The organism is Flagellimonas spongiicola (assembly GCF_023502425.1).
Classification (GTDB): Bacteria; Bacteroidota; Bacteroidia; order Flavobacteriales; family Flavobacteriaceae; genus Flagellimonas; species Flagellimonas spongiicola.
Genome location: NZ_JAMFMA010000001.1, coordinates 120,563 through 139,430 on the forward strand (window position 1 = coordinate 120,563; position 18,868 = coordinate 139,430).

Here is an 18,868-nt window from a genome sequence, read left to right on the forward strand (position 1 = left end):
ACCATGGCAAATAGCACCAAAATCTAATCAAAGTGAATACGAAGACTGAAATTTGGGGTCAAGCCTAACGAAATGTTTTCCACAGTTTCAATTTGATTGTCCTCAGTAACCCTATAAAAACGATTAAGACTGTTTTTTCTATTGGTCATATTCAGAATTGAAATTCCTGCATTGGCTTTAATGTTTCTTCCCAAATTAAACTTGTAAATAGCAGATGCATCAGCTCTAAAATACTCCGACAATCTGTTGCTATTAGGTGCCTTGTAGTTTATTTGTACAGGAAAAACAGTGGTGTCCAAGGCCAAATCCCCATCCTGTGGTTCGGTGAATGGTTTCCCGGTTCTAAAATTTAACCCTAAACTCAATTTTAAGTTATTGTAGGTGTAAGTGCCTGCAAAGGTCAATGTATGTCTTATATCCAAGTTATTTGGAAAACTGCTAGGGACGATGGTTTCAAAGGTGTAATCGTTTTTATTGTAGGTATAGCTCAACCATGTACTGTAGTTGTTCCCTTTTTTATTGATCAAGAATTCCAGACCCTTAACATCATAACTACCAATTTCACCATCAAATTGATTTTGGTTTTGAAAACCTTGCGTACTTGTACTTATACCATCTACTTTTTTATAGAATCCCTCCAAACCAATATAAAGCTTGTTGGTGTCATAATTGAAACCCAGAGACCCTTGTTTGCTTTTTGTTATTGGCAATGTGTCTTCATCGGAAAGAATCCAACGCCGCTTTTCAATGCCGAGAAAATTCTGCTCTAAATCTATAACTTGATTGGTGCTCTGACTTTTGAATTCCCCCAATAACTCCGCTCTAAAATGCTCGGAAAGTTCATAACTGAGGTTTAGTCTTGGTTCAATCAGTAATTTTGTGAAGGTGTTCAAGTTTTCGATATAGTTGAATCGAAGTCCTCCGCGACCTACAAACTTATTGCCTTCAGAACGGTATGAAATACTAGAGTAGGGCGCGTGAATTCGGATAACGCCCTTTATTTCACTATCAAAACTAGGTTGATTGATTTGGGTGGTATTGGTGATTCCCGTTTCGATATATTGATAGCCATTGTGTAACGTGAGATTATCCCAGAACCGGTATTGTGTATCTATTTTCAATGCGTTCTCCAGTACCTCGTTGTTTTGCAACAACAATTGTATTTCGTTGGCAAACAAACTTTCTGCGTCCAATACATACTTGGAGTAATATGCATTGATGTTGGACGAAAAACGATTATTCCACTGACTTTGTAGTTGCGCCCCAAATGATATATTTTTTTGATCCAAAATACTATTGGTGCTCTCTACATCCGTTCGATTTATTTCTTCATAATTCAAGTTATTGGCAATACCGATAAAATTCAATCGAAGTTTGTGGTAGTCATTGATGTCATAAAGAAGTTTACCGGTAAAATCATAAAAGAAGAAGTTTTCATTTCGGTCAATGTCATCATCTATTGCCACATTGTTTTGATTGCTTACTTCGCTATCTTGAAAAGCTCTATCAAAGAACTTGTTATAAGTAGGTGTATTTAAGAAGTCCGTAGTTGACCGACGGGCAGAAAACTGCAAGCCCAGTTTTTCGCTTATGGGGATATGGCCATATATATCCCCACTTATAAAGTTAATACCACCTCCGCCAGCAAAATAATCGGTTAGTTCATTGCTGGTCTCCATTTGGATCACGCTACTAACACCATCCCCAAATTGTGATGGAGTTCCATTTTTTATTACGGAAACCTTATCCGTCAAGTAGGGATTAAAAGCGGATATCAATCCAAAAAAATGCCCAGATTGGTACATTTTAATGCCATTCCAAAGAATTAAATTCTGATCGTTGGTTCCACCCCTAACATTGATATCTGAAACTGTCTCGTCAATACTTTCAATACCAGGAAGTGCTTGTACCGTTTGTAGAACATCGGGCTCGATTAATCCAGGTAAAATACCAAAATCTGCAGTGTTCAATGTAATGCTTGCGTCGGTTTCCTTAATAATACCTGTTGTAAGAAATTGATAAACTACAACTTCCTTAAGCTGCTCATAATGTTGCGCCATTAGGATTTTAGGGCATTTCCCTTGTTGTAACAACTCCTCAACGGTAATGTACTTGGTATTAAAACCGAGGTATCGAATTTTCAGGGTGGCATTTCTAGGAATATCCGTTAAAACAAACGAACCATCAGTATCCGTCGTTTGAGCGATTTCCGTATTGAAGACTTCCACGGTTGCTCCTGGAATGTTGTTTTCTGCAAAATTGTCCAGAACACTGCCACAGACCTTGACTAACGAACTTTTAGTCAAGGTGTAATAGCGATAGTTGAGTTTTTGGGCATTGATCTGCAGTTGATCATCAATAAAATCTAAGATATCCTGTAAGGCCACTAAGTTGTTCGGAACCGTTATGGATAGTTCGTCCAGCTCTTCAGGGATATAGGAAAACTTAATATTGAATTGCTCTTCAAGGGACTTGATATACGCCACAAGATTGGTGGGTGCAATTGAATCTTGCTGACCCCAGGATTTGGGAATCAAAAGAAGCAAAAACACTAAGTAGAGGCCTATTCGGCTGTTAAGGAGTCTTTTCAGCATAGAAAAGTACATTATCGCCCTCAAGTTTGTAATTCATTCGAGATGGGGTACTTATACTTTTTAACGCCATATTTAAGTCTGTGTTGCTAAAAGTTCCTGTAAAAAGGAGATTCTTATCAACATTTTGTGTATTAACTTTTATATTGAATTGCCTTTCCAATTCTGATAAGACAAATTCCAGTGGGATTCGTTCAAATGAACTTTCATCATTAACCCATGAAGGTTCCATATTGTGTGGTTTCCCAGTTTCTTTAATTTCACCATCAATTACCATAAATGAGTTACCAGCAGGGAGCTTGGTTTCCATTCCATTATGGCTAACACTAACTAGCCCTTCATAACAAGTTACTTCAAAAAATCCATCACGATTTTCAACATTGAATTGTGTTCCAAGTACCGTTACGGTTCCTTGGGAAGTGGAAACTGTGAATTTTTGGCCTTTAGCAACTTTAAAAAAAGCTTCACCCTCAAGTTTAACATCCCTGTTTGTGTCCCAATTCTTTTCAGAATAAGTGATTTTGGAATCGGCATTCAAAATGATTTCGGAATTGTCAGGTAATGTGATTTCCGTGCGGTCCGCCAATTGTGTTGAAATGGATTCATCCAGGCTGTTCACGTAGAAATAAGATCCAGTCAATAAAATTGCAATGGCTGCTGCCACTCGTAAAAACTTTTTGAATGGATGTAGTGTAATTACTTTAGGAGCTTCCTCCATGCGGGTTGCCCTAAGCTGTTCGAATGCTTGGTCAACATCAAATTCAGGAGCTTCCAAGGTTTCGGAAACTTCCTTGAGCTTAACATAGGAAGCATAGGCTTCGGACTTTTTAAATTCCGCAAGCTCTGCTTCAGAAAGCGCTCCGCTAAGCCATTTTGCCAAGTAATTTTCTTGCATGATTTCTATGCTTTACATCTTTATAACAACTAACTACAAAAAAACCCTACCTAAATAAATGAAAATCAGATTCCATCAATTTTTTCACGCAGCGATTTAAGGGCCAAATGCATTCTTTTTTCTATCGCCTTCACACTTACACCTTCCATTTCTGCTATTTCTGCATATTTTTTTCCATCAATCCGATTCAATAGAAAAGTAGTGCGTTGGTTTTCAGGTAAATCGTTCAAAGCATTATCCAATTTTTCCTTGTACTGTTGTTCTTCCATCAAAAATTCCGGCGACTCAGTGGAATGCTCCAATGACGGTGCCGCGTACTTCAATCGAACTTTTTCAGCTTTGATCACATTGAGATACATATTGTTGGCAACGGTGTATAAATAGGATTTGGCTTTTTCCGGAACCACCTTGGAACAGTTTTCCCAAAGTTTCACAAAAGCCTCTTGTACAGCGTCATGTGCCTTTTCCTCATTACCAAACTTATAATATATATAATTGAAAACCGTTTTGGAATTAGCCTTGAAAATGGAGCTGAAAACCTGCTCTTCGCAAACGTTGTTCATTTAAGAGGTTTTGTCTGTTGATCAAAGATATCTGAAAAAAAACAAAGATGAAGTAGGGTTTTTTTTCGTTGAGTTGTTTTACGATTGAATTCTAACTAAAAAATCCAAATCGTTATGAAAAAGTTGTTAAACTTAATGTATGCTAGCTTTGTGCTGATTGCACTTACCTTCACTTCCTGTCAAGAAGAATTTGAAGAAGTTGCTGGCGGCAATGAAAATGAAACCATCCAAGCCGATTCCTCCACTTCCCTATTGATTCAAAAAACCTCATCTAATGATGGTTCTTATGACAATATTGTGGATGGTGCCAGTTGCATTGCACTTAAGTTTCCATATGTGGTGGAAGTCAATGGAATTTCCGTTACAATCGATTCGCGTGAAGATCTTCACACCATTGAAGATATTTTTGATGAAGTGGATATTGATGAAGATATCCTAGAGATTATCTTTCCAATTACCATTACCCTAGCTGATTATACTGAAATCATAATAGAGAATGTAGAGCAGCTGAGAGAATGGGCAGATGCCTGTACCGAAGGTGGTGACGATGATGATATTGAATGTATCGACTTCGTCTATCCAATTACCCTATTCACTTTTGATGTCAACGAGCAACAAACAGGTGAAGTCCAGGTTGAAAATGATGAAGAATTAAGTAGATTCTTTGATGGATTGGATGGCAGTGATCTTGTAAGTATCCAATTCCCGATTACCTTGAAAAAATATGACGGAACCGAAGTTGTTGTTGATAGCAACGCTGAATTGGCCCGTGCTTTGGAATTAGCTGAAGATGAGTGTGATGAAGATGATGACGATGATTTCAATGATGACGATTTTGATGAAGAAAGATTTGATTTCTGTTTGACGCAATGTCCTTGGAAAGTTATGGAGGTAGTACGCGATGAAGTTAACCAAACTGATCAGTACTACGCTCGTATCATGAACTTCTACGAAGATGGTAGTGTAACTGTTTCTGATGGTTCTGGGAATTTGATTGAAGGAACATGGAGCAGCAGGTTTACTGATAATGGTCCTCTATTGACCTTGGATTTTGATAATCTAGTTGACTTTAACCTTGAGTGGTTGGTTTATGAAATAGGAGATCACACGATTAAATTATATAATGCCAACGGAAACAAAATCATTCTAAAACAATTATGTGAGGATGATGAAACTGATCCAGATACCCTTCGCGAGATTCTTAAGGAATGTGAGTGGATCATCAAGAAAGTTGTGAATCAAGGTGAGGAAATCAACAGACTTTTAGGTTATAAGTTCAAGTTCTTGCCAGATGGTGTACTTCACTTGACCAATGGTGACACAACTTCTGAAGGTACCTGGGAAATAGGTCTGAATAATGATGAAATTCCTTCAGTGCTAATTTCCATTGGCGAAGAAAACAGCATCAATTTTGAATGGCCGTTAAGAGATCTTACCAATGATCGATTGAAGTTTGGTATCGAGGATATAGGATATAGATTGGTATTACAGCGTACCTGTGATGATGATGCCAATGACGGTGACGTTGCCGAAATTAGAAATATCATGCAAGGCGGAACATGGAATGTTGCTCTTTATGATAATGAAGGCATGAATACAACAGTAAACTATGCAGGTAAAGATTTCGCTTTTTCAATGCCAAATTTGGTAGAAGTTTCTGAAAACAACGATCCATTGCTTAACGGACTTTGGAGAATTGCCAGAAGTGAAGATTCAGGATTATTGTTCTTCTTGAATTTTGGCGAGGATGACATGGACTTCGCTGAATTAAATGAGCCTTGGTATATTGTTGAAGTAGATGCAAATCGAATAGAATTGGTTTACGAAGACGAAGATGTGAATTACAAAACATTGGTTTTCGAGAAACAATAAGATTTTCCCCTATCTTTTTTTGAAAAGGACGGCTCTCCCCAAAGCCGTCCTTTTCTTTTTATTCTTAAATTTGTCCCTCTTTTTAAATGCCGAGAGCACATGTTCGATAATTTAAGTGATAAGCTGGATAAAGCGCTCCACGTCCTCAAAGGTCATGGACAGATAACGGAAATCAATGTAGCGGAAACCTTGAAAGAGGTTCGAAGGGCTTTACTGGATGCCGATGTCAATTTTAAGATAGCCAAGGAATTCACTAACCGGGTAAAGGAAAAGGCACTAGGGCAAAACGTATTGTCAAGTCTTAAACCCGGTCAGCTAATGGTCAAAATCGTGAAGGACGAATTGACCGAGTTGATGGGTGGCGATGCTGAAGAATTGGATTTGACCGGAAGTCCTTCCGTGATTCTTATGTCTGGACTACAAGGTTCAGGTAAAACAACCTTTTCGGGTAAACTTGCCAACTTTCTTAAAAATAAGAAGACCAGAAAACCACTTTTAGTGGCCTGTGATGTGTATCGTCCTGCTGCGATAGATCAGTTACACGTAGTTGGGGAGCAAATAGGAGTTGAGGTTTTTTCAGACAGAGGAAACAATGACCCTGTGGCCATAGCCAAAGCTGGTGTACAGCACGCCAAAAGCGATGGTTTTAATGTTGTGATTATAGATACCGCGGGTAGATTGGCTGTTGATGAGCAGATGATGACGGAAATAGCCAACATCCATAAAGCAATCACTCCGCAGGAAACCTTGTTCGTTGTGGATTCCATGACAGGTCAGGATGCGGTAAACACGGCCAAAGCGTTTAATGATGTGCTTAATTTTGACGGTGTCATACTTACCAAACTGGATGGTGATACCCGTGGTGGTGCGGCAATTTCAATTAAATCCGTAGTAAATAAACCCATAAAATTTATCGGTACCGGTGAAAAGATGGAGGCAATTGATGTCTTCTATCCTGCCCGTATGGCCGACAGAATATTGGGGATGGGAGATGTTGTGTCTCTTGTTGAACGTGCCCAAGAGCAATTTGACGAAGAACAAGCCCGACAAATCCAAAAGAAAATCGCCAAAAACCGTTTTGGCTTTGATGATTTCCTAAGCCAAATCCAACAAATTAAGAAGATGGGGAACATGAAGGACCTCATGGGTATGATTCCCGGCGTTGGAAAAGCTATGAAGGGATTGGATATTGATGATGATGCATTCAAGCATATTGAGGCAATGATACATTCCATGACCCCAGATGAACGTGCAAACCCCTCTAAATTGAATGCAAGTCGAAAAAAGCGAATTGCGGCAGGTAGTGGGCGCTCTATTCAGGAAGTCAACCAACTACTGAAACAATTTCAGCAGATGAGCAAAATGATGAAAATGATGCAAGGAGGAGGAGGAAAGAAGATGATGCAGATGATGCAGAATATGAGATAACCGCAATACTAAAACCAACCCAATAGAACCATGGAAATCCTTGACGGAAAGAAAGTATCCAACCAGATTAAAGATGAAATAGCCGTTGAGGTGTCCCAAATGAAGGATAGGGGCGAAAAAGTGCCACATTTGGCCGCTGTACTTGTTGGTAATGATGGGGCAAGCCTTACTTACGTGGGCAGTAAAGTGCGTTCCTGCAAGAAGATTGGTTTTGAATCCACTTTGATTCACCTACCAGAGGATACCTCCGAAGAACAGTTGCTATCCCAAGTATATGAGTTGAATAACAACTCTGATATTGACGGCTACATTGTGCAGTTGCCATTGCCAAAGCATATTAATGAGCAAAAGGTATTGATGGCAGTGGACCCGGACAAAGATGTAGATGGGTTCCATCCAACGAATTTTGGTAAGATGGCTTTGGATATGGAGTCGTTTATTCCAGCCACTCCTTTTGGCATCATAGAGTTGTTGAAAAGGTATAATGTAGCTACTTCTGGTAAGCATACAGTGGTTATTGGAAGAAGTCATATTGTAGGTAGACCCATAAGTATTCTAATGAGTCAAAAAGGTGAAGCTGCAGACGCTACCGTCACCCTAACACATAGCAGAACAAAAAACCTTGAAGAACTTACCCGTCAGGCAGATATAATCGTATCGGCTCTAGGTGTGCCTAATTTTCTCAAGGCAGATATGGTAAAAGATGGTGTTGTGGTTATTGATGTTGGAATAACAAGGGTTCCCGATGAAAGCAGGGAACGGGGCTACTATATTACCGGTGATGTGGATTTCACAGGCGTTAGCGAAAAAGCCTCTTACATTACTCCGGTACCAGGAGGCGTTGGTCCAATGACCATCGCAATGCTTTTGAAAAATACCTTATTGGCTAGGGAAAGACATAAAAGTAGAAAGGCCTAAGCGCCGTTTCCTTTATCCATTTCAGTATACAAGCTGTTTTCTTCTTCTTCAGGGGTGATGAAATCCAAGTCATTTTCCCCTTCTTCATTAGTGCAACTGGATAATGCCATGCCAGCAAAAAAAAGCGTGATAAACAATAGAACAGTTTTCATGATTTTCGATTTGGGCGCTAAAAATGCCTGTTCGTACTAAATATTAACGGTTTAGGTCATTGATTCTTACGTCGTAAACCATTTATTCGATAAATTGTAGGCAAATCAGTAAACATGTCTGGAAGCACGCGTAACAAAATAGCTTGGGTAGTTTTTGCCTTTTTGGCCATTGGAGTGGGATTGTATCCACTATTGTATTGGCTGGTTGATGAACCTATTGGGTTGTTGCTAAGTAAAACAGCCGAGTTGCTGGCAGATGGGATTTGGCGGATTGGGTTTTATGGCCACATTACCTTTGGAGGTATCGCTTTACTGACAGGATGGTCGCAATTCAGCAAGAAAATCAGAAATAGGAATCTGCAATTCCATCGAAATCTTGGAAAGGTCTATGTAGCTGCTGTATTGATTAGTGGCATTTGTTCCATTTACATTGGACTATATGCAACCGGGGGACTTATCACCTCAGTTGGATTTATAAGTCTTGGTGTTATATGGTTGTATACCACCTTGCGGGCTTATACCGCAATTAGGTCAAATGATCTTAACCTTCATCAAGGTATGATGATTTACAGTTATGCAGCCTGTTTTGCCGCGGTAACCCTAAGATTATGGCTACCCTTGCTTACAATGATTTTTGGTGAATTTTTAATTGCCTATAAAATTGTAGCTTGGTTATGTTGGGTGCCAAACATAATATTTGCAAATTTATGGGTACGGAAAAAAGGACTTTCATTGGGTTGATTTCCATATGCCACTTACTTTGATCAATACCGTTTTATAGGATGAACTTAGGTTATCTATTAGGTCTATTGTCCATCGGTCAAGGTATATTCTTGACGTTTTATATACTTACCACAAGAACAAAGGAGCATTTCATTAAACTGTTGCTCATTGCCATTTTATTGATTGAAGTATTCATCTTATATGATGAGGTATTTTTATCCTATAACACTTCGTTACCTTGGCAATTATTCCTCTATGGTAGTGCAGGTGCCTTTCTCTTGGGTCCTTCCTGTTATTTTCTGGCAAGGAAACTTAGACACCCTTCATTAAAACTCAAACCTTGGGAGTTCTTGCATATTTTACCGTTTGTGGTATCATTGGTTTTTATACTCAATCAATATCATTTGCTGCCCATAGCAGAAAAGATGGCTTATATTGAATATTTCAATCGTGAAGATGATTTTGAGCGACAGATATCCGTTGCAGAGTTTTTGGTAAATGGATCTCTAAGATTCCATTTGTTGGTTTACAGTGTTTTAGCATTTTTTCAGTTAAAGGGAATGACCTCTATACAGGTGGATTCAAAACTGGTCACTATTCGATTTGCAAAGTTTCTGGTTTTAGGTCTTGGTATTCTAGGATTGTTCACTTTAGGAAATGCCTTGTTGAATCAATTTGAAGTGGGCAGCATGAATTTAAAGACTGAGGCATTTATCATCTGTTTTGCCAGTCATATTTTTGGATTGACTTTTTTCTACTTCAAAAGAAATTACATTCAATATCAAGCAGTAAAAAAATACGGTAAATCAGGTTTGTCCAATAAGGAAGAAACTGAGATTTATGATAAATTACTGGTTTTGATGCATCAAAAAGAATTATTCACAGATCCACTATTGAGTCTTCCAAAACTAGCCAAGGAATTGGAAACCAATACGCATTATTTGTCACAGGTCATCAATGCAAAAACCAGCCAATCGTACCACGCATACATTAATGATTTTCGGTGTAACAAGGCAAAAGATGCCTTGGTTAATCCAGTCAATTCAGAAAAAACCATTGAAGAAATAGGGTTGATCTGTGGTTTTGGTTCTGCCTCCAACTTTTATAGATCTTTTCGAAATAAATTCAATTATACACCCGCCAACTACCGAAAATCATACGCAAATACATTAGATTGAATTCTTGCAGCCTATCGGGCAGTATTGTTAACCCATGGTAATTGCTGGGATATCGACTTCTTTTGTCCTCAAAATAAAAAACAAAAAAATGAGGATTATACAATTAGTACTTGTATTGTTATGTGCTACAAACGGCATAGCCCAAGAGCTTAAACCGCTAACAACAGTACCAATAGAAACAGATTTTAATCTTATTCACGTACCGGTACAAGTAGGAGATCAAGAAGTTTTAATGATTTTGGATACGGGAGCTGCATTCACTGTAATTGATGAAGGAGTTGCCTTAAAGGCAGGTTTGGAAATAAAGGATCAAAGAGTTGTACCGCAGCCAGGTGGCGAAGTGCGTTTAGGTCGTTTAGATATGCTTACCCTTGGATTGGGTTCTGTAAACGCTGAAATTCCAAATGTGCGCACGGTAGATCTTTCTTCATTAAAACGATTTATTGGCAAGGAGACGCTGGGAATAATAGGGTACGATTTTATTAAAATGCACACTATTGAAGTTGATTATTTGGGTAACGCCATGCATATTTTTGATAAGGACAGTTACACCTATCAGGGTGATGGTACTATTTTGACTACGGAAATAATAGAAACCAAACCTTTGGTGTCTGGTGATATCCTTCATGGTGAAAAAGAATTTGAAGGAAAATGGCTGTTGGATACCGGAAGCTTAATGTCCGTTGGTTTGAGTAAAGCATTTGCCCAAAAAGATGGCATTGGGAATATGGTGAAAATGAAAAATTCCATAAGCGTTGGCTTTGGCGGTTCCACTCCTGGAAAAGCGTTTAAAGTTGACGGATTCAAATTAGGGGACTTCCAGTTTGAAAATATCATTACCGGCTATGCCGAGGATGAAGTGTTGGCCGCAATGGTTGATAATGGGGTAATAGGTGGTGAAATACTATCCCGCTTTACCTTGGTGATTGATTATGAACGGTTGCGCTTTATTTTAGAACCTAACCCTAAGTTGGATGGGCCAATTCGTTGGGATTTGAGTGGGATGATGATGGCTTTTCCTGATGATAAATTTATGGAACTTGAGGTTTTGCATGTTTTTGACGATGCTCCAGCAATGCATACAGGGATAAAACAAGGAGATATGATTAACGCAATTGATGGCATGGGAATTCAAGAATTCACATACCCAAAGCTTTGGAAATTGTTTCATTATAGTTTGGGTAGACCAGTTACCCTTACCATTACTAGGGAAAACAAACAAATGGATTTGACTCTGGTGCTAGCAGAGTACTTTGATTGATGCTATTTGGCGAACAACTGCCCCATGTCCTTAAATGCCTTGAACTCCAAGGCATTTCCTGCTGGGTCTAAAAAGAACATGGTGGCTTGTTCTCCAACTTCTCCAGCAAATCGGATGTAAGGTTCAATAACAAATTCCACACCCTTGGTTTGCAGTTTTTTTGAAAAGGTTTCAAAAATTTCCCAGTCCAATACCACACCATAATGAGGTACAGGAACATTTTTACCATCAACTGGATTGGTATGTAGGTCTTCGCCCGACTTTGCTTTATAATGTATTACTACTTGGTGGCCAAAAAGATTGAAGTCCACCCAATGGTCACTGCTTCTACCTTCTTCACATTCTAGCACATCTCGATAAAATGCTCTGCATTCAGCTAAATTATGTACAGGTATGGCAACGTGGAAAGGAGTTATTGTATTCATAGCTGTAAAGGTAAAAGCTACATCAGAGAACAGCAAGAGATTTAGTGTTGCTTATTGGGCAAAATAGGGTATTCGTTGGGTTAGGTATGTTGCTGGGCTATATGTTTTTATAAGATTACCTAAATGTGGTTACCTTTAGAAAAAAGGTACCAACCAACATGAAAAATACAGCTTTACTACTGGTCTTATTGATCGTTTGCGCTTGTAAAAAAGAAACAAAGAAAACCGAAACTGAAATTGAACCAGTTGCTGAAACAACTTCTGACTGGATTTATTTATTCGATGGGTCAAGTACTGAGGGATGGCGTGCGTACAATGGAGAAGCACTGCCGCCGGGTTGGATCATCAAGGATAGCACACTCACTTTTGATACTGAATTGGGCCTGGAACAAGATTATAAAGGAGGAAAAGACATTATTTATGGGGCTGAAGAATTTGAGAATTTTGAGCTTTATCTAGAATGGAAATTACCGGAAGGTGGCAACAGTGGTATCTTTTATCACCTTAAAGAAGGCTATGGTGGTCCACCAGAAGTTTCTCCAGAATATCAGTTGATAGATGATGAGAATTATGCCAGAATCCATGATTTGACCGCATACAACAAGAGTTTGGGCTATATGGATAAGCCCGAAGAACTAAAACCATTGCAGCAGACAGCTTCTGATTATGCGATGCATGCCGCGGACCCTGCAATGAAGAAACTGAATCCGGTAGGGGATTGGAATTCCTCTAAGATTGTTTTCACTCCGGAACGGGTTGAGCATTGGCTTAATGGTCAAATGGTATTGTCTTTTGTACCTTGGGATGAAGCTTGGTATGAAAAGAAAAACTCGGACAAGTGGAAAAATAGTGAGGATTACGGAAAATTTAAATCTGGATTCATCGGATTACAAGACCATTCCAGTCCAATATGGTTCAAGAATATTAAAATCAAAAAGCTTTAGTCGATATGGAAAAAAGGGAATTTTTAAAAACCACAGCGTTAGCATCCTCATTGGCCTTGTTGCCATCAGGAATGCTAGCTGCTTTAAAAGGAGATAAACGATTGAGAACGGCCCATATCGGCGTTGGTAATATGGGATTTGAAGATTTAAAAGCCATTTCTTCCCATAAGTTGGTAGATGTAGTTGCTTTATGTGATGTGGATGCCAACAAATTGGAAACAGCCAAAAATATTCATACCAAGGCCAAAACTTTTGCCGATTATCGAGTTATGTTGAAAGAAATTGGTGATGAAATTGATGCTGTGATTGTTTCAACACCGGATCATACCCATGCACCTGCCTCTATGATGGCCATGGAAATGGGTAAACCAGTTTACTGTCAAAAACCCCTAACACACCATGTATCTGAAGCAAGGGCGATGCGAAAACTTGCCAAAGAAAAGAACCTTATTACCCAAATGGGAATTCAAGTGCATTCATTTTACGATTATAAATTAGCTACACTATTGATTCAATCCGGGATTATCGGCAAGGTACATACCGTAAGGGCATGGTCTCCGAAAAATTGGGGATTCAACGGGCCAGCACCCGAAGGAAGTGACCCAGTACCAGAAACCTTAGATTGGAATCTTTGGTTGGGAACAGCAGCTGAGCGCCCATATAAAGAAGGCTATTACCACCCGGGTAACTGGCGAAAGTTATTGGATTATGGATGTGGTACATTAGGGGATATGGGAGTACATATTTTTGATACACCTTACAATGCATTGGGATTGGACGTACCGTACACAATAAAAAATGAATGTAGACCACCATCTGGTTTCGGATTTCCGGAAAACAATGTGGTTACTTACGAATTTCCAGGTACCGAATACACTACGGATAACTTCAAATGGGTTTGGTATGATGGACCAGGTGCTCCAACAATGCACGAGGATTTAAAATTACCTGCTGCCCAAACGGCTTCTGAAACAGAGGACACCGATCAAGGAGAGGCTTCACTTGAAGATAAGGTTTCCTTGGATACCAAAGAAACTGCCGAGGGCAAGCTTCCGGAACAAGGAGCCATGTTCATAGGAGAGAAAGGTCGACTGCTGTTACCTCACTTTATGGAATTGCCAAAGAAGATCGTTGATGGCGAATATGTGGATATTTCCGAAGAAATAGCGGCTGTGGAAAAGGCCAACAATATGGGCAAACCGATTCGTAATTATGCTTCAGAAGGACCAAAACACTATCATCAATTTGTTGATGCTTGTCTTGGTAAAGACACCTGTACGGCACCATTCTCTTATGCTGCAAGATTAACGGAAACCATTCTTTTAGGGGTAATAGCGGGTAGATTCCCAGGAGAAACTTTGCATTGGGATAATGCCACAGCGAGATTCAAAGAAGAGAAAGCAAATCAATATTTGGATTCGGAATACCGAAAATTTTAGGTTTCCAAAAAGGAGATTATTTGTTGGTTTACTTGTTCTTGGTGCATGGAATGCCCTAGTCCTTCTGTTGATATGAGCTTACTGTCAGACCAGGTGGCATTTACCTTTTGTGAGGCATGGTAAGGGGCTATAGCGTCCCATTTATCATGGAATAACAAGCCTTTTTTGGTGTTCTTTTTGGCAAATTCCGAAGTGGAGAATTCATGGATTTTAAACCCAAATCTGTTTTGGATGTAGTTATCTATATGTCCCATGAAGCGATTGCTGAATTTCAGAACAGCCTGATATTGATCCATGATTTCATGGAATTCAGAAGGTGAACCAATGGTCACCATTTTGGTCACTGTAGGATTGGGATTTTTATATTCATTATACATCATGGTCATTCCGCCTAGTGAATGCCCAACCAAATATTTTGGATTATGCTTTTTGACCATATGGCTCAATACCTCTTCATATAAGGGGGCATAAAGTAATTTGCCAGTGGAATAGCCATGCGAAGGGGCGTCAAAGGCAATAATGTTAAAGTTGGCCTCACGTAATGTTTTAATCAAATTTCGCCATCTAAAGGTATTGCTCTCCCACCCGTGTACGAGCAAAACAGTTTCCTTGTCTCCTGGCCAATGATAACTCTGAATTTCGTGTTTTGCAACGAGTTCACGTTCTAGTTTAGCTGCATCTAGAAATTCTTTTTGCTTTGGTAAAACCTTGCCTTTTCTTATGGTGCAGAATACATTGAATGCTTTGTGGGCCGTTTTTTTTGGTGCAATAAGGGAAGACAAGTCAAAATATTTCCCGTAGGCCAGTGGAACGATTTTAGCAATCAGTTTTTTCATAACGGTTACTTTTTGTAACTTACTCTTTCAAAGAAACCAAATGTAAGGATTCCCTCAATAAGAAAAAAGAAGTCACTCTAATTCAACCTGGTATGGAAACGGAAACTATTACTGAAAATCAATCAGTTAGGACTGCAAAAAAGTTAGAAAAAATGTTCGGTCATATTGACTATAAAAATCCCCCAGAACTTTGTCCTGTGCGTGATGTAATGTCCGTCGCCTCTGATCAATGGAGCGCCTTGATTATTTTATGGTTGGGCTACTTTCCTGTGTTACGATTCAATAAGCTAAAGAAATTCGTTTATGGAATCTCTAATAAGGTGTTGAGTCAAAGATTAAAAGTATTGGAAGCAGATGGCTACATTGAACGCAAGGCATATGCAGAAGTGCCAATCAGGGTAGAATATAGATTGACGGAATTTGGACAGTCCTATGTGGAGAAATTGTTGGAACTGGCGGAATGGATGCAAGCGAACAGCCCGAAAGTCATTGCCAATAGGGAAAAATATGGTTTGATTTAATCCACCAGTCGATTCCAGATATCGATATACATTTTCCAGCTACCGTTTATCTTTTTCCAAACAACGACATATTTACCCTTCCAATCGGAGATTGCCTCCGTGCCTTTTTGGCTTCGTCCGTTATAATAACCATAATCATAAGCAGTATCGCCAATAATGGTGATTTCCGAGGCATCCATGCTATGGCTAAGAATTTTGGTGTCCTTACCTTTTTCCCACCGTGCTCTAATGGCTTGTCGACCTTCCACAATAGGGACTCCTAGTGGTATGAGCTTTGCATCTGAGGTATACAAGTTGGCCATCTTATCAAAATCTTGAGCTATAAAGGCTGCTGAAAAGGCCTTGGAGGCATTTCTAACCTTTTCCTGTTCCATGGTATCCCCTTCATTTATCTTACCATTACTACAGTCAATTTTCCAAGTTGGGAATACAACAGATTCTGTTTTATCCACCCATTCGCCAACCCATTTAAACCCATTGTTATCAATTTCATAAAAGGTAAGACGATAGTAACCGTCCATTCCATTTGGGGCTTTTCGTTCCCTGTACAAAACGATCTTGCCTTCTTCATTCTTTGTACCCTCCCATGCTGGTAGTACGGTTGTTGGGAACTTTGCTGAATAATAGTGAACATACCATCGGGTACTGTCCGGTATAAACTGACGAATGCTTCCAGAATAGGTGTTGTCCTCCTTCATAGTCTCATCCTGAATGGCCATGCCGTTCATGATATATTTAAATCGCCAGATCATTTTAACGGGCTTGGCCCAAGTTTGATCTTGGTTTCTAGTTTCCGAAATACAGTTGCATTCGCCTATTAGCGGCGCAAAATCCATGAGCTCTTTTGGAGCATCTGGGTTGGGTAGTCCAAAAGGATGTGTTGCAGAAGGTTCGTAATCATATTGGGCAAAAGTCAACAGAGGCAGGACCAAAAACAAGGTCAACAATTTCATATTCATTAGGTTGGAGTTTCCTAACAAATTACCCAAATTACAGACGCCCTAGGTTTGCTTTAGCAATTAATTAACAGCCGTATCATTCCCAACCAATCATCAAATATTTGATTTTTGCTGTCGCAGGAATTTGAACTGATTCAATATTGGACGTAGTGTAACGAAGATTAGAAGGCAGTTCTTCTTTATCAATCGTAAAATACAGATTACTGCTCTTTGGGAATACAACAATGCTGTTGAGCGTAGTTACAATTTTTTTGATGCCGTATTTGGTCTGTACCTCCTCAAATGTGCTATTAAGTGATATGCCGCGGTCCGAGACATAACGCGAATCCAATACTCTTACGTTTTCGATGGTTGGTATACTATCCGTATTTGGAGTTAGTGTCAAGAGGTGGGCACCGCCTTTTTCGTAGATTTCAATTTTTTTGGAATTAGCCCCAAGTTTGATTCGTGCGGAATCACGAACAATGGAATCTTGTGCAAACACCGTTTCCAATTCACTGATGGCTGTTTTTTTTGTAAGTGTCCCTATACTTCCTTCGCCAATTAAAAACTTGGAATTTTTCTCAGAACAGCTCGCACATAGTACACCCCCTATGGCTAGGGTAACAATTATCTTTTTCATGAATAAATCTATCGGATTACTTTTTTCAAAACGCCTAGAACACCACGTATGAACGTAGCGCTTGTAAGCACTTTCACTACTGGATTCATCCGGGTACTGCGTCTTGTGGTTGTTTTTCGTCTTGAGGAAGTAGACTTTTTTTCTTCTTCTTTTTCCGCTTCCTTTTGGGCTTTTTCTATTTTCTCATTGAGAATTTCATAAGCACTTTCCCGGTCAATATCTTCATTATATTTCTTGACCAACTTGGAACTCGCGATAGCTTCTTTTAATTCTTTATCTGTTAGTACGTCCATACGACTCATTGGTGCCCGCAGCAAGGTTGCCGCTAAAGGTGTAGGTCTTCCCTTTTCATCCAATGCTGATATTAGGGCCTCACCGATTCCCAACGAAGTCAATACTTCTTTTGTGTCGTAGAACTCAGAGATGGGATAATTCTCAGCAGTAAGTTTAATTGCCTTTCGATCCTTGGCGGTAAATGCTCTTAATGCATGCTGAACTTTTAAGCCTAGCTGTGCCAACACATCATCTGGAACATCTGTGGGATTCTGGGTGACGAAATAGAGACCAATGCCTTTGGAACGTATAAGCTTTACTATGCTTTCTATTTGTTCCAAAAGTGCTTTGGAAGCTTCTTTGAATATCAAATGTGCCTCATCGATAAAAAGTATCAATTCTGGTGAATCACTATCTCCTTGCTCAGGGAAAGTGGAGTATATTTCGGCCAAAAGACTTAACATAAAAGTGGAAAACAGCTTGGGACGATCTTGAATGTCCGTCAATCTAATAATGTTGATATAACCACGACCATTTTCATCGATACGCACCAAATCCTCAACATCAAATGATTTTTCGCCAAAGAAAAGTTCGGCACCTTGTTGTTCCAACTCAATGATTTTCCGAAGTATAGTGCCTGTTGAACTTGTGGAGATACGACCATACGCTGCTTGAAATTCCTTTTTTCCCTCTCCTGTGGCATATTGTAGGACCTTTTTGAAATCCTTTAAGTCCAGCAATGGCAATTTATTGTCATCGCAATATTTGAAGACCACGGCTACAATACCCTCTTGGGTCACGGTCAAGTCTAAAATACGGCTTAACAATACCGGACCAAATTCAGAGACTGTTGCTCTTAAACGAACACCGTCCTGTTCAGAAAGTGACATAATCTCTACAGGGAATCCCTTTGCTTCAAAGGGAATACCTATCTTTTCGTGACGCTCATCAATTTTGGGATGCCCAGGGCTAGGTTGTGCAATACCACTTAAATCCCCCTTAAGATCCATTAGTAAAACTGGGATACCTTTATCAGATAGATTTTCTGAGATTACTTGTAAAGTTTTTGTTTTTCCAGTTCCAGTAGCACCTGCAATAAGACCATGTCTGTTTAAGGTTTTCAAAGGAATTTTTACCAGGGCATTGGTTACGGTCTCGCCATTGAACATTCCTGCGCCCATAGTGATGAAATCTCCTTTGGTGGTATATCCTTTTTCTATATGCTCGAAAAACTTTTCCTTGGTGCTCATGGCGTTCTATTTCGGATA

General features: G+C 39.4%; 18 protein-coding genes. 9 read left to right on the plus strand and 9 right to left on the minus strand.

The genetic code is table 11. The features are described from left to right. Window positions 1-23: 23 nt before the first annotated feature. From M3P19_RS00605 to M3P19_RS00615, 3 genes are all read right to left on the minus strand, one after another. Complete coding sequence (locus tag M3P19_RS00605; protein WP_249655672.1) at window positions 24-2,594, minus strand: TonB-dependent receptor; 2,571 nt, start codon at window positions 2,592-2,594, stop codon at window positions 24-26. Beyond that, a complete protein-coding gene (locus tag M3P19_RS00610) occupies window positions 2,575-3,486 on the minus strand; it encodes a FecR family protein (protein ID WP_249655673.1) in 912 nt (303 codons plus the stop codon). The genes M3P19_RS00605 and M3P19_RS00610 overlap by 20 nt, the downstream gene beginning before the upstream one ends. A 65-nt stretch (window positions 3,487-3,551) precedes the next feature. Next, complete coding sequence (locus tag M3P19_RS00615; RefSeq protein ID WP_249655674.1) at window positions 3,552-4,049, minus strand: RNA polymerase sigma factor; 498 nt, start codon at window positions 4,047-4,049, stop codon at window positions 3,552-3,554. Window positions 4,050-4,163: 114 nt separating this feature from the next. Here M3P19_RS00615 and M3P19_RS00620 point away from each other — a divergent pair, with 114 nt between their 5' ends. From M3P19_RS00620 to M3P19_RS00630, 3 genes are all read left to right on the plus strand, one after another. After that, window positions 4,164-5,921 (plus strand): hypothetical protein, encoded by a 1,758-nt coding sequence (locus M3P19_RS00620; protein WP_249655675.1) that lies wholly within the window; start codon window positions 4,164-4,166, stop codon window positions 5,919-5,921. A gap of 99 nt (window positions 5,922-6,020) precedes the next feature. Continuing rightward, complete coding sequence (gene ffh, locus M3P19_RS00625; protein WP_249655676.1) at window positions 6,021-7,349, plus strand: signal recognition particle protein; 1,329 nt, start codon at window positions 6,021-6,023, stop codon at window positions 7,347-7,349. Window positions 7,350-7,379: 30 nt separating this feature from the next. Continuing rightward, on the plus strand, window positions 7,380-8,267 hold the full coding sequence (locus M3P19_RS00630; protein WP_249655677.1) for a bifunctional 5,10-methylenetetrahydrofolate dehydrogenase/5,10-methenyltetrahydrofolate cyclohydrolase: 888 nt from the start codon (window positions 7,380-7,382) through the stop codon (window positions 8,265-8,267). Here M3P19_RS00630 and M3P19_RS00635 read toward each other — a convergent pair. Beyond that, window positions 8,264-8,419, minus strand: a complete 156-nt coding sequence (locus M3P19_RS00635) for a DUF3836 domain-containing protein (RefSeq protein WP_249655678.1) — start codon at window positions 8,417-8,419, stop codon at window positions 8,264-8,266. The genes M3P19_RS00630 and M3P19_RS00635 overlap by 4 nt on opposite strands. Window positions 8,420-8,533: 114 nt before the next feature. On the opposite strand from M3P19_RS00635, the gene M3P19_RS00640 reads away from it, so the two are divergent. The 3 genes from M3P19_RS00640 to M3P19_RS00650 all read left to right on the plus strand — a co-directional run bounded on the left by M3P19_RS00640 (window position 8,534) and on the right by M3P19_RS00650 (window position 11,581). Then, window positions 8,534-9,160, plus strand: a complete 627-nt coding sequence (locus tag M3P19_RS00640) for a DUF2306 domain-containing protein (RefSeq protein ID WP_249655679.1) — start codon at window positions 8,534-8,536, stop codon at window positions 9,158-9,160. Window positions 9,161-9,201: 41 nt separating this feature from the next. Next, window positions 9,202-10,320 carry a helix-turn-helix domain-containing protein gene (locus M3P19_RS00645; protein ID WP_249655680.1) on the plus strand — a complete coding sequence of 373 codons (1,119 nt, stop codon included), beginning with the start codon at window positions 9,202-9,204 and terminating at the stop codon, window positions 10,318-10,320. A gap of 88 nt (window positions 10,321-10,408) precedes the next feature. After that, window positions 10,409-11,581, plus strand: a complete 1,173-nt coding sequence (locus M3P19_RS00650; protein WP_249655681.1) for an aspartyl protease family protein — start codon at window positions 10,409-10,411, stop codon at window positions 11,579-11,581. 2 nt (window positions 11,582-11,583) lie between these two features. Here the strand turns inward: M3P19_RS00650 and M3P19_RS00655 are convergent, their stop codons facing one another. Next, on the minus strand, window positions 11,584-12,006 hold the full coding sequence (locus tag M3P19_RS00655; RefSeq protein ID WP_249655682.1) for a VOC family protein: 423 nt from the start codon (window positions 12,004-12,006) through the stop codon (window positions 11,584-11,586). Between the two features lie 158 nt (window positions 12,007-12,164). Here M3P19_RS00655 and M3P19_RS00660 point away from each other — a divergent pair, with 158 nt between their 5' ends. Then, on the plus strand, window positions 12,165-12,950 hold the full coding sequence (locus M3P19_RS00660; protein ID WP_249655683.1) for a 3-keto-disaccharide hydrolase: 786 nt from the start codon (window positions 12,165-12,167) through the stop codon (window positions 12,948-12,950). 5 nt (window positions 12,951-12,955) lie between these two features. After that, window positions 12,956-14,389 (plus strand): Gfo/Idh/MocA family protein, encoded by a 1,434-nt coding sequence (locus M3P19_RS00665; protein WP_249655684.1) that lies wholly within the window; start codon window positions 12,956-12,958, stop codon window positions 14,387-14,389. On the opposite strand, the gene M3P19_RS00670 is transcribed toward M3P19_RS00665, so the two are convergent. Further along, a complete protein-coding gene (locus M3P19_RS00670; protein ID WP_249655685.1) occupies window positions 14,386-15,225 on the minus strand; it encodes an alpha/beta hydrolase in 840 nt (279 codons plus the stop codon). The two genes, M3P19_RS00665 and M3P19_RS00670, sit on opposite strands and share 4 nt — an antisense overlap. Window positions 15,226-15,317: 92 nt before the next feature. On the opposite strand from M3P19_RS00670, the gene M3P19_RS00675 reads away from it, so the two are divergent. Next, window positions 15,318-15,746 carry a winged helix-turn-helix transcriptional regulator gene (locus M3P19_RS00675; RefSeq protein WP_249655686.1) on the plus strand — a complete coding sequence of 143 codons (429 nt, stop codon included), beginning with the start codon at window positions 15,318-15,320 and terminating at the stop codon, window positions 15,744-15,746. Here the strand turns inward: M3P19_RS00675 and M3P19_RS00680 are convergent. The 3 genes from M3P19_RS00680 to M3P19_RS00690 all read right to left on the minus strand — a co-directional run bounded on the left by M3P19_RS00680 (window position 15,743) and on the right by M3P19_RS00690 (window position 18,850). Then, window positions 15,743-16,699: a YybH family protein gene (locus M3P19_RS00680; RefSeq protein WP_249655687.1), complete on the minus strand. Its 957-nt coding sequence runs from the start codon at window positions 16,697-16,699 to the stop codon at window positions 15,743-15,745. The genes M3P19_RS00675 and M3P19_RS00680 overlap by 4 nt on opposite strands. Before the next feature lie 82 nt (window positions 16,700-16,781). Then, a complete protein-coding gene (locus tag M3P19_RS00685) occupies window positions 16,782-17,327 on the minus strand; it encodes a hypothetical protein (protein ID WP_249655688.1) in 546 nt (181 codons plus the stop codon). Window positions 17,328-17,335: 8 nt separating this feature from the next. Beyond that, window positions 17,336-18,850: a helicase HerA-like domain-containing protein gene (locus tag M3P19_RS00690; protein WP_249655689.1), complete on the minus strand. Its 1,515-nt coding sequence runs from the start codon at window positions 18,848-18,850 to the stop codon at window positions 17,336-17,338. Between the last annotated feature and the right edge of the window lie 18 nt (window positions 18,851-18,868).